Genomic DNA, 13,280 nt, shown 5'->3' on the forward strand with positions numbered 1-13,280 from the left:
CGTTTATTTTCCAAATCACAGTTTATCAATTTCTTCCATCAAAGCGTCTACCAGCTGGCTTTCATCTACTTTACGGATGAGTTCGCCTTTTTTGAACAGGATACCTACGCCATTGCCGCCAGCAATACCGATATCCGCTTCTTTCGCTTCGCCGGGACCGTTTACCACGCAGCCCATAACTGCCACTTTGATATCTTTTTTGATGGAAGCACAACGTTTTTCCACTTCATTTGCAATAGAAATCAGGTCAATCTGTGTTCTGCCGCAAGTAGGACAGGAAATCAGTTCAATGCCGAATTTCCGCAGACCCAGACATTTCAGAATTTCTTTCGCTGCACGGACTTCTTCCACAGGGTCACCAGTCAAAGATACACGAATGGTATCACCAATGCCCATTGCCAAAATCGCGCCAATACCTACTGCGGATTTGATGGTACCAATATAAACAGTTCCCGCTTCTGTAATCCCCACATGGATGGGATAAGGAATACTTTCTGACAGAATCCGATAGGCTTCCAGAGAGAAAGGCACATCAGAAGCCTTAATGGAAACAACAATGTCATGGAAATCATATTTTTCCAGAATTTTTACATGTTTCAGGGCACTTTCCACCAAACCCTGAGGGGTTACCCCGCCGTATTTTTCCACCAGTTCTTTTTCCAGAGAACCGCTGTTGACACCGATACGGATGGGGATATGTTTTTCTTTTGCCATTTCCACCACCTGACGGATGCGGTCTTCATCACCGATGTTACCAGGGTTGATACGAACTTTATCGATGCCCAGCTCCATGACGCGCAGTGCCAGACGATAATCGAAGTGAATGTCTGCCACCAGAGGAATATGAATCTGTTTTTTGATTTCACCAATGGCATCTGCCGCTTTCATATCAGGCACTGCCACACGCACCAGTTCACAGCCAGCCGCTTCCAGCGCATGAATCTGCGCCACCGTAGCCGCTACATCTCTGGTATCTGTATTACACATGGACTGGATAACAACGGGGTTGCCGCCGCCCAATTTTAAATTGCCAACCTGTACGGTTCTAGTCTGAGTTCTCTGCATATCTGCACTCCCTTTTATGTATTCAAATCAATATTTCGCTATGGTATAGTATAGCACAATCCGAAAAAACAGACCACACAAAACCAGCCAAAACAACAGCCTTCCCCTTGTGCAAAAAAGCTGAATGCACAAAAAAAGGAACAGAGATTTTGATCTCTGCCCCTTTTTCATAGGTATTAGAATGTTTTATCGGCTTACATGTAACCGCCCATGCCGCCGCCCATGCCAGCTTCAGGCATAGCAGGTGCTTTTGCGGGCAGTTCCGCAACGACTGCTTCTGTTGTCAGGAATGTGGAAGCAACGGATGTTGCGTTCTGCAATGCGCTTCTGGTTACTTTTGCGGGGTCCAGAATGCCTGCTTCTACCATTTCCACATATTCTTCTGTCAGGGCATTGAAACCAACGCCTTCTGCCATTTCTTTTACTTTGTTTACAATAACGGAACCTTCCAGACCTGCGTTTTCAACAATCTGACGCAGAGGAGCTTCCAGTGCTTTCACAACGATATCAGCACCTGTTTTTTCATCGCCTGCCAGGTCAGCACATGCAGCTTTTACTTTTTCTACTGCATGCAGCAGTGCTGTACCGCCACCAGCTACGATACCTTCTTCCACAGCGGCTCTAGTAGCTGCCAGTGCGTCTTCCATACGCATTTTCTTTTCTTTCATTTCTGTTTCGGTAGCTGCACCAACTTTGATGACTGCTACGCCGCCACACAGTTTTGCCAGTCTTTCCTGCAATTTTTCTCTATCGAAATCAGATTCTGTTTCTTCGATTGCAGTACGAATCTGATGGATTCTTGCGTCGATTTCGTCTTTTCTGCCTGCGCCGTCAGCGATGATGGTCAGGTCTTTTTCTACACGAACAGTTTTTGCACGACCCAGCATATCCAGAGTAGCATCTTTCAGGTCAATACCCAGTTCATCAGAGATGACCTGACCGCCTGTCAGAGCTGCGATATCAGCCAGCTGTGCTTTTCTTCTTTCGCCATAGCCAGGAGCTTTGACTGCAACGCATGTGAATGTACCTCTCAATTTGTTCAGTACCAGTGTAGCCAGTGCTTCGCCTTCTACGTCTTCTGCAATGATCAGCACTTTGCCGCCTGTCTGCATGATCTGTTCCAGAATAGGAACCAGATCCTGAATGTTGGAGATTTTCTTATCTGTCAACAGGATATAAGGATCTTCCAGAACAGCTACCATTTTATCCATATCTGTGCACATGTAAGCGGACAGATAACCTTTATCGAACTGCATACCTTCTACCAGATCCAGTTCTGTTTTCATTGTTTTGGATTCTTCTACTGTAATAACGCCGTCGTTTGTTACTTTTTCCATGGCGTCAGCGATCATGTTGCCGACTTCTTCGTCACCAGCAGAAATCGCTGCAACGTTTGCGATATGTTTCTTAGTGGTAACAGCCTGGCTCATTTTCTTGATTTCTGCTACTGCTGCATCAGTTGCTTTCTGCATACCTTTTCTCAGGATAATTGCATTTGCGCCTGCTGCGATGTTTTTCAGACCTTCCTGAATCATAGCCTGTGCCAGAACAGTTGCTGTTGTAGTACCGTCACCGGCTACATCGTTTGTCTGTGTTGCAACTTCTTTTACCAGCTGTGCACCCATATTTTCATAAGGATCTTCCAGTTCGATGTCCTTTGCGATGGTCACGCCGTCGTTTGTGATCAAAGGAGAAGTGAATTTTCTGTCCAGAACCACGTTACGACCTTTGGGACCCAATGTAACTTTTACGGTATTTGCCAATTTGTCAACACCGGCTGCCATTGCGCTTCTTGCGTCGGTGCTGTATTTAATTTCTTTTGCCATATTCAATAACGCCTCCTAAATATTGAGAAGTTTTAAAATCAGTCTTTTACGATTGCCAGAATATCATTCTGACGCATTACCAGATATTCTTCGCCTTCAAATTTGATCTGCGTAGCGCCGTATCTAGGGAAGATAACATGGTCGCCTTCTTTCAGAACCATTTCTACATTTACATCGCCAACCAGTCCGCCGGGACCTACTGCCACAACGATGGCTTCCTGGGGTTTTTCCTGAGAAGAAGAAGTCAGAATCAAACCGGATTTTGTGGTTTCTTCTGCTTCCAACTGTTTCAATACTACTTTATCTCCTAATGGTGCAAGTTTCATATTATTCTGCCTCCTTGTATTCTTGTTGTTAGCACTCATCTGTATCGAGTGCTAATTTCTGATATTATATTAGCTATTTTCCCAGGAATATTCAAATCCCATATAAGATGTTATTCTGTAAAATTTAGAAATATACAGAAAAAACCGAAGAAATTCAAGAAAAAAACTAATTTTTACTCTTGATTTCTCCGGTTTTCTTTCATTTACTCTATTTTTGCAAAAAATGAGATAATTTTAAGAAAATTTTATTTTATTTCTGCTGTTCTCTGTCCAGCTGGTCGATGGCTGCCGCTGCGGAAAGAGCTGCCACCAGACCTTCCCCAACAGCCTTTGCAATCTGATAAGGCGCACCTGTGCAGTCCCCTGCCGCATAAACGCGAGGCAGGTTTGTTTCCATTTTACGGTTTACCACAATGTTTTTGCCTTCTGTTTCCAGACCAAAAAGCAGGCTTTCAGGGGGCATAGAGTTTTTCGCAAAGAAAATACCATCACAGCCCAGTGTTTCATCTGCCAGTTCCAGACCTGTCACACGGTCATTTTCTCCCAAAACGGCTTTTGGTTTGCCATTAACTACTTTGACATTGTCCTTCAAAGACAGAACGGGCTGATAAAGAGGTACATACAGCACTTCAGAACAAATATCCGCCAAGAAGTTTGCTTCTGCTTCCCCTTCTTCATTTTCCGCTACCACAACGACTTTTTTGCCACGATAGAGCATACCGTCGCAGGTTGCGCAGTAGCTGACGCCTTTCCCCAGATATTCCATTTCTCCGGCAATGCCTTTGCTTTTGCTCAGACCTGTTGCCAGGATGATGGCTTTCGCCTGAATGAATTCATTTTCCGCATTGATCATGTAGGAATCTCCCATAGACATGATCTGACTGATACGAGCTTCTTTAAATTCTACACCGTTTTTCATGGCGTGAGCATAAAACGTATTCAGCAGTTCTTCCCCTGCCATATCCGGCAGACCAAGGTAGTTGTCCACCTTTTCTGCTGCGAAGAGCAGAGAGCTGTCCAAACTTCTGCCAAAAATCGTTACGGTTTTATTTCTCTGACGACAGTTCAGCGCCGCGGATAAAGCAGCAGGACCGCCACCAATGATTGCTACATCTAACACAAGCATTCCTCCTTCATATAAAAACAGGATAACCAAACGATGTCCTTTCATAATGCGAAAATCCCTGTTTCTGAACAACGGATACGGAATCGGCGGATTCCATGGAGCAAATACCTTGAAACCCGCCTTTTCCTAACTACCGTTGTTCATTTTCATAGTATGTGTCCATGGTTTATTGGGAACCATTTTGGACACTTGATTTCGGATTTTCTCTCATTGAGAATATCATAAAGTTATCCTATTTGCAATGTTCTTATTTCTGTTCTGCTCTTGCAGCGATAATTTTCTTCTGGATTTCCATAGGAGCTTCTTCGTAACGTTCGAAGTGGTGTCTGTAATCGCCACGGCTCTGAGTCAGAGAACGCAGGTCTGTTGCGTATTTGTGCATTTCAGCTGTAGGAACTTCTGCAACGATGCATTTCTTATTGCCAACAGCGTCCATGCTCAGGATACGACCACGACGTTTGTTGATATCGCCCATGATATCTCCCATGTATTTTTCAGGAATCAGAACTTCCACATGTTCGATGGGTTCCAGAATGGTCGGTTTTGCCTGAGGGATACCTTCCTTGAAGGCTACAGATGTTGCCATCTTGAATGCCATTTCAGAAGAGTCAACAGGATGGTAGGAACCGTCTGTCAATGTTGCTTTCAGACCTACTACGGGGTAACCAGCCAGTACACCAGACTGTACGCATTCCTGCAGACCTTTTTCTACAGCGGGGAAGTACTGTTTGGGTACGGAACCGCCGAAGATCTTTTCTTCGAATACATAAGGTACAGACAGATCGCCGCTGGGTTCGAATTCCATAACAACGTCACCGAACTGACCATGACCGCCGGACTGTTTCTTATATCTGCCGCGTACGGAAGCTTTGGATTTGATTGTTTCACGATAAGGAATGATAGGATCTTTCAGTTCCACTTCAATCTTATATTTGTTTTTCAGTTTATTGACCATAACATCCAGCTGCTGTTCGCCGATACCATAAATCAATGTCTGTTTTGTTTCTTTGTTCACTTCCATCTTGATGGTAGGATCTTCTTCACGGATCTTGGAAAGAGCTGCGGACAGTTTGTCTTCATCGCCTTTGCCTTTGGGCTGGATTGCCATGCACAGAACGGATTCAGGCAGGTTGATTTTGGGAATAACGATGTTTGCTTCTTTCAAAGACAGTGTATCCTGTGTGGAAGTGTTGGACAGTTTTGCCAGAGCGCCGATATCACCGGAATGGAGTTCATCCACTTCGATCTGTTCTTTCCCTCTGATAACATACAGGTGACCAACTTTTTCCACTGTATCTTTTTCTTCGTTATAAACGCTCATAGAAGCGTCCAGTTTACCAGTCATAACTCTGAACAGGTTCAGACGACCAATATAAGGGTCTGCGATGGTTTTGAATACAAAAGCAGAGAATCTTTCGTCGTCTGTGGAGCAGTAAACCACTTTTTCACCATTATGGAATGCATGGAAGTTGGGTTTTGCTTCGTTTGCGGGAGGTGTAAAGCGAACGATGGTATTCAGAAGCAGTTTTACACCATAGCCCAGTGTAGCGGAACCACACATTACAGGCGCGATGGTATGATTTTCGATACCATATTTCAGACCATCGTAGATTTCTTCTTCTGTCAGTTCAATGTCATTGAAGAATTTTTCCATGAGTTCGTCGCTGCTTTCTGCTGCAACTTCTACCAACATGGAACGCAGAACTTCTACTTCGTCCTTTTTATCTTCAGGCATTTCGCAGGGCTGCAGTTTGCCGTCTACTTTCTTTCTTGCATCTCTCTTAATCAGATTGATGAAGCCAACGAATTTGCCATCTGCATCATTGAAAGGAATCTGCAAAGGTGCAACGGATTTGCCGAATTTCACACGCATATCTGCCAATGTTTTTTCAAAGTCCGCATTTTCGTCATCCATCTGGTTTACAAAGAAAATACGAGGCAGATGCATTTCTTCGGTATATTCCCATGCTTTTTCAGTACCAACTTCTACGCCGGATTTTGCGGAAACCATGATCAGGGCTGTATCCGCTACGCTCATAGCCAGTTTGGATTCAGCCACGAAGTCAAAATAACCAGGTGTATCCAAGAAGTTGATCTTTGTATCCTGCCATTCTACAGGCAGTACGGATGTACTGATAGATACCTTACGGCGAATTTCTTCTGGATCGTAGTCACTAACGGTATTGCCTTCGTCCACTTTCCCGAATCTCTTTGTTGCTCCGGAATAGAACAGCGCTGCTTCGGCATAAGTGGTTTTCCCGGAACCGCTGTGACCCAATAGTACTACGTTTCTCACCTTATCTGCTGCGTAACTTTTCATACTGATACCTCCCTTGGTATTGAATAATCGGACAAGTCGCCCGTCAGTTTTCATGTATACAGTATTATATAGCATTTACACAATATACATATCAATATAAATACGGCACTTGTTACGATTTCCCTTTATTTTTTATAAAAAAACTTTCTCTTTGGAGGATAGCATAAAACAGCTATTGTAATTCGTGATAGACATTGTATAATTTTTCAGAAATATTTATACCTGCGGCTGACGAAAGGGCACACCGAAATAATCCGCAATGGATTTTGCCAGCGCTTTGGCAATCTGATCAATATTCTCTTTGATCCACTGCGCATCCTCTATATTATCGTGATACCCTACTTCCACCAGCACTGCCGGCGCATTGGTACGGCGCAATTCCCGCAGGGTTGCCGTTGCCACAGACTGTACTTTTTCTCCATCTGGATAAACCTGCTTCATATTTTCCGTAACAATATCCGCCATTTCTCCGCCATAAGGGCTATTGTAAAAATAATACGCATCCACCCCCTGCAATTTCCCTGCCAGACTTTCCGGCGCTGCATTGGAATGAATGGCAAAATGCAGGTCATAATTTCCTTCATTGGAAGCGGCAATGGCTTCCCCCAGACTCATTTCCGGTCGATTTCTCGTAAATTCAATGCCAGATGCCAGCAAATAAGGCTCCATGGCATCGGCAATGAGATTGGTGATCTCCTCCTCTGTTCCACCGTTTACATACAAATTATACTCCTGCAAAGAAGGACTCAGATAAACACGCGGCATTCTCATTCCGCCTTTCTTTCTGTTCTCTTTTCTTATGTATTCAGTTTTTCGTTGATTTGTGCCTGTATACATCAAAAAAGCCCTTTGCCATGTTTTCACACAGCAAAAGGCTTTTTCTCGTTTTTATTAAACAACGGGCATGATTGCTTCGTCGTGATAATTCTTTTCTACTCTGTTTTCGTTCAATACTACCTGTGCAATGTTCATTGCATGGTCGGAAACACGTTCCAGATTGCCCAGCATTTCCAGGAAATGGATACCAGAGTTTACATTACATTCCGCATTGGACAGACGGTCGATATGGCTTGCACGAAGTTTCTTTTCCAGTGCGTCCACCTGTTCTTCCAGTACAGCGGTTTTCATAGCGTAGGTAATGTCGTTGTTTTCCAATGCTTTCAGCGCATTTTCGTAACTTGCCAATGTTACCTTTGTCATTTCACTCAATTCATCCAAAGCCATGTTGGAGAATGTGATTTCTTCTCTTTCCATTTCTTCTGCCAGTTCTGCAATGTTTTCCGCATGGTCACCCACACGTTCCATATCACTGATGGTATTGAGCAAGGATGTTACTGTCTGATTGTCTTTTTCACTGATCTGCAAAGTACACAGTTTGATCAGATATTCAGAAATGCTGTCACAAACCTTATCCACAACATTTTCGCGCTGTTTTACTTCTTCGATCTTATCATGGTCTTTCTTAATCAGTGCATCAAAAGAGCTCTGCAGGTTTTCCAGTGCAATACGACCCAGACGCAGTGTTTCCAGTTTTGCGCCTTCTACTGCCAGGCTGGGTGTTTCCAGAATACGTTTGTCCAGATGAACCAGCTGACTTTCGTCTTTGCGTTCGATTTCCTGTACATGGTTGATTCTCTTTGCAATTTTGATGATGATATTAGACAAGGGAATTACCATCAGAGTTGTACCAATGTTGAAGATTGTGTGGATGGCACTGATCTGTGTCTGAGTAATGATCTCGCTGCCCATAGCAGGATTGAGAACAGTAAAGTACACGATCGCTACGATACTGAATACGATGGTACCGGTAATATTAAACATCAGGTGCATGTAACCAACACATTTTGCTGTTTTTGTAGCGCCAATACCACTGATCAGAGCGGTTACACAAGTACCGATATTCTGACCCATGATGATATATACTGCCGCATTGAAAGGCACCAGACCGGAAGCCGCCAAGGACAGCAGAATACCCTGAGATGCAGAGGAGCTCTGGATAATGGCTGTTACAAAAGTACCAGCAAAAATACCCAGCAGAGGGTTTTTGCCCAGTGTTACAAACATGGAACGGAAAGCTTCGGAATCACGCAGAGGTTCTACGGAAGATGACATGCTTTCGATACCAATAAACAACACACCAAAACCAATTACAATAGAAGCAATTTCTTTCCGGCGGGCATTTTTACCGCTCATCATCAAGATGACACCCAGCATAACCGCCAGAGGTGCAATGGTTGCGGGGCTGAACATCTTTGCCCATTCGGAACTGGATACCAGCCAGCCTGTTACAGTTGTACCAATGTTGGCACCCATGATAACACTCATGGCCTGTGTCAGGTTCATCAAACCAGCATTTACAAAACCAACGACCATAACGGTTGTTGCGGAGGAACTCTGTACAATGGCTGTTACCAATGCACCCAGAGCAATCCCCATCAATTTGTTCTGTGTCAGTGCTTCCAAAATGCTCTTCATTTTGGAGCCGGCGGCGTTCTGAAGACCCTGCGCCATGATGTTCATGCCGTAGATAAACAAAGCCAGACCGCCAATAAACGGAATAATCATTTGTGCGTAATTCATCGCTGCCTCCCTATAAATTTTTCTTATAGAACATAACCCTTGTTTATATACCATCAAACATGATACCACAAACAATGGTTCCATGCAATTACAAAATGCGACAAATAGCAGTTTTTGAAAATATATACAAAATCTTTATTCAGCTTCGTTCTTTCTTTGATGAATTGGCAGTTTTGCTCCTAAAATGGTACCGCCGCCAGCCACATATTCCCCGTCATAAAGCACCAAAGCCTGTCCCGGTGTAATGGCTCTCTGAGGCTCATCAAAGGTACATTCCAGCAAGTCCTCTCCTACCATACGTACGGTACAGTCTGCCATCTTGTGGCTGTAACGGATTTTTCCGCGGAAACGCATGCCGTCTGTAAATTCCGGCACAGACATGCAGTTAATCTGGTTTGCATATACAGTTCTGGAGAAAAGGGTTTCGTTATCACAAAGGATAACTTCGTTCTTATCCACATCCAAACCATATACATACATAGGTTTACCAAAAGCAATCCCTAAGCCTTTTCGCTGTCCAACGGTATAGTAAATCAAGCCTTTATGCTGTCCAAGTACGTTGCCTTCCATGTCTACAAAATTTCCCGGGCAATGATTTTTGCCTCTTTCCCGTTCCAAAAAGGCACCATAATCTCCGTCAGGAATGAAGCAAATATCCTGACTGTCGCTTTTCTTCGCAATGAAATCATCAATATTGGCAGCGATTTTACGGATTTCATCCTTTTCATAGAAGCCCACAGGCATCAATGTTCTTTCCAGCTGTTCCTGCGTCAGGCGATACAAGGCATAGGTCTGGTCTTTTGCCGCTGTAACAGACGCTTTGATGGAGTATCTGCCTGTAACAGGATGTTTTTCAATGCGGGCATAATGTCCTGTTGCAATATAATCTGCCCCAATTTTGTTGGCATAATCCAACAGAGCTGCCCATTTTACATGACGGTTGCAGGCAATACAAGGATTGGGGGTCATGCCTCTTTCATAGCTATTAATGAAGTAATCCACGACATTTTCACGAAATTCTTTCCGAAAGTCCAAAACATGGAATTCGATTCCCAACTTTTCCGCTACACGGGAAGCATCTTTCACAGCAGAAAGATTGCCGCAGCCTTCTGTTTCTCCCGGCTCCTGCCACATACCCATGGTGACGCCGATCACTTCATACCCTTCTTCTTTTAATAAATAAGCAGCCGTAGAACTGTCTACGCCGCCAGACATTCCGATAATTACTTTTCCTTTTGACAATGGTTTCACCGACCTTATATTATTTTCGTTTTTCGTTTCTCATGGTACCATATTCCCCATTGGGAAACAAGGCTTTCCTTCTCTTTCCAAATACAGAAAAAGTCCGATGCTCCCGAAAGAGAATCGGACTTTTTGATTTCATTTATTCTTCTGTATGATGATGGAGTTCATCAATGTCATTGACAGGTTTTTTCAGACCTTCGATGACAATGTGATTTTTTTCTGCATAATCCCAAAGTGCTGCGTGGAGCGCTTCTTCTGCCAAGCAGGAACAGTGTACCTTTACAGGAGGCAGCCCATCCAGCGCTTCCATAACCGCTTTGTTTGTTACTTCCAGCGCCTGCTGAATGGTTTTGCCTTTCACCAGTTCTGTTGCCATAGAGCTGGTAGCTACGGCTGCGCCACAGCCAAATGTTTTGAATTTTGCATCCTGAATGATGCCGTCTTCAATCTGCAAATATACCTTCATAATATCGCCGCATTTTGCGTTACCAACGGTACCAACACCGCTGGCATCTTCAATTTCGCCTACGTTTCTGGGATTCATAAAGTGATCCATTACTTTTGCGCTGTATTCCATAAATCATTCCTCCTGAGTATTCAAACAATCAATTTGTAACCTTCTCTTTGTATTTATAATTATTTTGCCTGTTTGCTGACTTCTTCATAAAGGGGAGACATTTCCCGCAGTCTTGCCACAATCTGAGGCAGTTTTTCCAAAATAAAATCAATTTCTTCCTCTGTATTGTCTGTATCCAGTGTCAGTCTTAAAGAACCATGGGCTTTTTCATGAGGCAGCCCGATGGCCAGAAGCACATGAGAAGGATCCAGAGAACCGGATGTGCAAGCGGAACCACTGGATGCCGCTACGCCCAAAGCGTCTAACAACAGCAGCATGGATTCGCCTTCAATAAATTCAAAGGAAATATTGCAGTTGCCCGGCAGACGGTCTGTAGGATGACCATTCAGTTTGCTGTAAGGAATGGCTTCCAAAATGCCGTGGATCAGTCTGTCACGCATTTTTTCCAGCGTTGCTCTTGTTTCTGGCAGTTCTGCGGCAGCCAGTTCCACTGCCTTGCCCAGACCTACAATACCGGGGATGTTTTCTGTGCCTGCACGCATTTTCTTTTCCTGTGCACCGCCGAAAATCAAAGGTGTGATGCGTACGCCTTTACGGATATAAATAGCGCCGATGCCTTTTGGTGCACCCAGTTTGTGACCACTGATAGACAGCAGGTCAATGTGCATTTCTTCCACATCAATGGGAACATGACCCATTGCCTGTACAGCGTCTGTGTGGAGGTAGATGCCTTTTTCATGTGCCAGTTTCCCGATTTCCGCGATTGGTTCGATGGTACCGATTTCATTGTTGGCAAACATCACGGAAATGAGAATGGTTTCTGGACAGATAGCCGCTTCCAGATCTTCCAATCTGACTTTGCCGTCTGCGTCTACATCCAGATATGTCACACGGAAACCATGTTTTTCCAGATATTCACAAGTATGCAAAATCGCATGATGTTCAATTTTTGTGGTAATAATATGATTGCCCTTATCTTTCAGTGCTTCTGCCACACCCCGCAGTGCCATATTGTCACTTTCGGAGCCACCTGCTGTAAAATAGATTTCAGAAGGCTGTGCATTGATGGCTGCTGCCACCTGTTCTCTTGCTTTTTCCATTGCCTTTTTACTCTCTTTGGCAATGCCGTAAATGCCGGATGCATTTCCGTAATACTCTGTAAAATAAGGAAGCATTGCTTCCAGAACTTCTTTTCTGACAGGAGTTGTTGCTGCATGATCCATATAAATTTTTGTTGCCATAGTCTTGTCCTCCTCTAAAACAAATTATCATTTTATATATCATAGTATTCTTATATGCTTTGTGTGAATTAAATGTACCATACTTTTCATAGTTTGTCAATAGGAATTAAAAAAATAGTGCAAAATCCGATACGCCATTAATTTTTTGCAATTTGCAAACATTAGTAAAAATATTTTTCTATCTGTGACAATGCCTTTTCTCGGTTCTGTATTAACCATATAATAAAATATGTATTTGCAACAGTTATAGTGAATTATGCGAAAGAAAAAATGAAAAATGAGGTGAGCAGATTGCAGGAATTTAAAGATCGACTGAAAATGCTGCGAAAAGAAAAAAAACTGACACAGGTAAAATTGGGAGAAATGTTAAACTATGGTTATACCGCCATTGCTAACTACGAATCCGGACGCAATCAGCCCTCTATCCCTGATTTGAAAAAAATCGCATCTATTTTTGATGTTTCTTTAGACTATCTTCTGGGGGTCAATGACATCCGCCATCCTTATATGGTAGATGATGATTCCATAGAATTTAACCGATTCCAGACCTATTATGCACAACTGAGTAAAAACAGCAGAGAAGAACTGCTTATGTATATGCAGTGGTTATTGGATCGCGATGCTATGCGAAAAGAAGAAAACGCAACGGAAAAATCTTCTTTGCTGCGTGTTGCACAGACTGAAAAAGAATATCGTAAAGATTAATCATGTAAAAAACCCTTTTGCTGCGGAAAGATTGCTTTCCACAGCAAAAGGGTTTTTTTATTTTTTCCCAATCATTCTTCTATCTTCATAAAACGCACGCAAATGATCCAGAACTTTGATACCAACAATAATGCAAATGAGCATCTGCACCCAACACATCCACTCCAACTCATAGCGATGCAGGAAAAGTATCATAAACAGCAGCCCTTCCCCCAGAGCCAGCCACAAATGCTTGTTTTTCATCTTCTTCCATCCTCCTTGCCATATTT

The 13,280-nt window shown here is 43.4% G+C and carries 12 protein-coding genes; 1 reads left to right on the forward strand and 11 read right to left on the reverse strand.

Annotation, left to right across the window (positions count from 1 at the left end):
• Positions 1-15: 15 nt before the first annotated feature.
• The 10 genes from ispG to nifS all read right to left on the reverse strand — a co-directional run bounded on the left by ispG (position 16) and on the right by nifS (position 12,306).
• Positions 16-1,065, reverse strand: a complete 1,050-nt coding sequence (gene ispG, locus BUB35_RS02155) for a flavodoxin-dependent (E)-4-hydroxy-3-methylbut-2-enyl-diphosphate synthase (protein ID WP_072848656.1) — start codon at positions 1,063-1,065, stop codon at positions 16-18.
• A 194-nt stretch (positions 1,066-1,259) separates the two neighbouring features.
• Positions 1,260-2,891, reverse strand: a complete 1,632-nt coding sequence (groL, locus tag BUB35_RS02160) for a chaperonin GroEL (RefSeq protein ID WP_072848657.1) — start codon at positions 2,889-2,891, stop codon at positions 1,260-1,262.
• Positions 2,892-2,929: 38 nt separating this feature from the next.
• Positions 2,930-3,217 carry a co-chaperone GroES gene (locus BUB35_RS02165; RefSeq protein WP_022364353.1) on the reverse strand — a complete coding sequence of 96 codons (288 nt, stop codon included), beginning with the start codon at positions 3,215-3,217 and terminating at the stop codon, positions 2,930-2,932.
• Between the two features lie 250 nt (positions 3,218-3,467).
• Entirely contained in the window at positions 3,468-4,337 is an 870-nt protein-coding gene (locus BUB35_RS02170; protein ID WP_084730516.1) for an NAD(P)/FAD-dependent oxidoreductase, read from the reverse strand.
• 253 nt (positions 4,338-4,590) lie between these two features.
• On the reverse strand, positions 4,591-6,663 hold the full coding sequence (fusA, locus tag BUB35_RS02175; RefSeq protein ID WP_072848658.1) for an elongation factor G: 2,073 nt from the start codon (positions 6,661-6,663) through the stop codon (positions 4,591-4,593).
• Positions 6,664-6,879: 216 nt separating this feature from the next.
• On the reverse strand, positions 6,880-7,428 hold the full coding sequence (locus tag BUB35_RS02180) for an N-acetylmuramoyl-L-alanine amidase family protein (protein WP_072848761.1): 549 nt from the start codon (positions 7,426-7,428) through the stop codon (positions 6,880-6,882).
• Positions 7,429-7,554: 126 nt separating this feature from the next.
• A complete protein-coding gene (locus BUB35_RS02185) occupies positions 7,555-9,243 on the reverse strand; it encodes a Na/Pi cotransporter family protein (protein WP_072848659.1) in 1,689 nt (562 codons plus the stop codon).
• A 135-nt stretch (positions 9,244-9,378) separates the two neighbouring features.
• Positions 9,379-10,485 (reverse strand): tRNA 2-thiouridine(34) synthase MnmA, encoded by a 1,107-nt coding sequence (gene mnmA, locus BUB35_RS02190; protein ID WP_072848660.1) that lies wholly within the window; start codon positions 10,483-10,485, stop codon positions 9,379-9,381.
• Between the two features lie 142 nt (positions 10,486-10,627).
• The gene (gene nifU / locus BUB35_RS02195; RefSeq protein WP_022253652.1) at positions 10,628-11,065 is read right to left on the reverse strand and encodes a Fe-S cluster assembly scaffold protein NifU; all 438 of its coding nucleotides are present in this window, start codon (positions 11,063-11,065) and stop codon (positions 10,628-10,630) included.
• A 59-nt stretch (positions 11,066-11,124) separates the two neighbouring features.
• Entirely contained in the window at positions 11,125-12,306 is a 1,182-nt protein-coding gene (gene nifS / locus BUB35_RS02200; RefSeq protein WP_072848661.1) for a cysteine desulfurase NifS, read from the reverse strand.
• 291 nt (positions 12,307-12,597) lie between these two features.
• Between nifS and BUB35_RS02205 the strand changes: the two genes are divergently transcribed.
• Positions 12,598-13,011, forward strand: a complete 414-nt coding sequence (locus BUB35_RS02205; RefSeq protein ID WP_072848663.1) for a helix-turn-helix domain-containing protein — start codon at positions 12,598-12,600, stop codon at positions 13,009-13,011.
• Between the two features lie 57 nt (positions 13,012-13,068).
• On the opposite strand, the gene BUB35_RS02210 is transcribed toward BUB35_RS02205, so the two are convergent.
• Positions 13,069-13,254, reverse strand: a complete 186-nt coding sequence (locus tag BUB35_RS02210; RefSeq protein ID WP_072848665.1) for a hypothetical protein — start codon at positions 13,252-13,254, stop codon at positions 13,069-13,071.
• Between the last annotated feature and the right edge of the window lie 26 nt (positions 13,255-13,280).

It is taken from the genome of Anaerotignum lactatifermentans DSM 14214 (assembly GCF_900142265.1).
Lineage (GTDB): Bacteria > Bacillota > Clostridia > Lachnospirales > Anaerotignaceae > Anaerotignum > Anaerotignum lactatifermentans.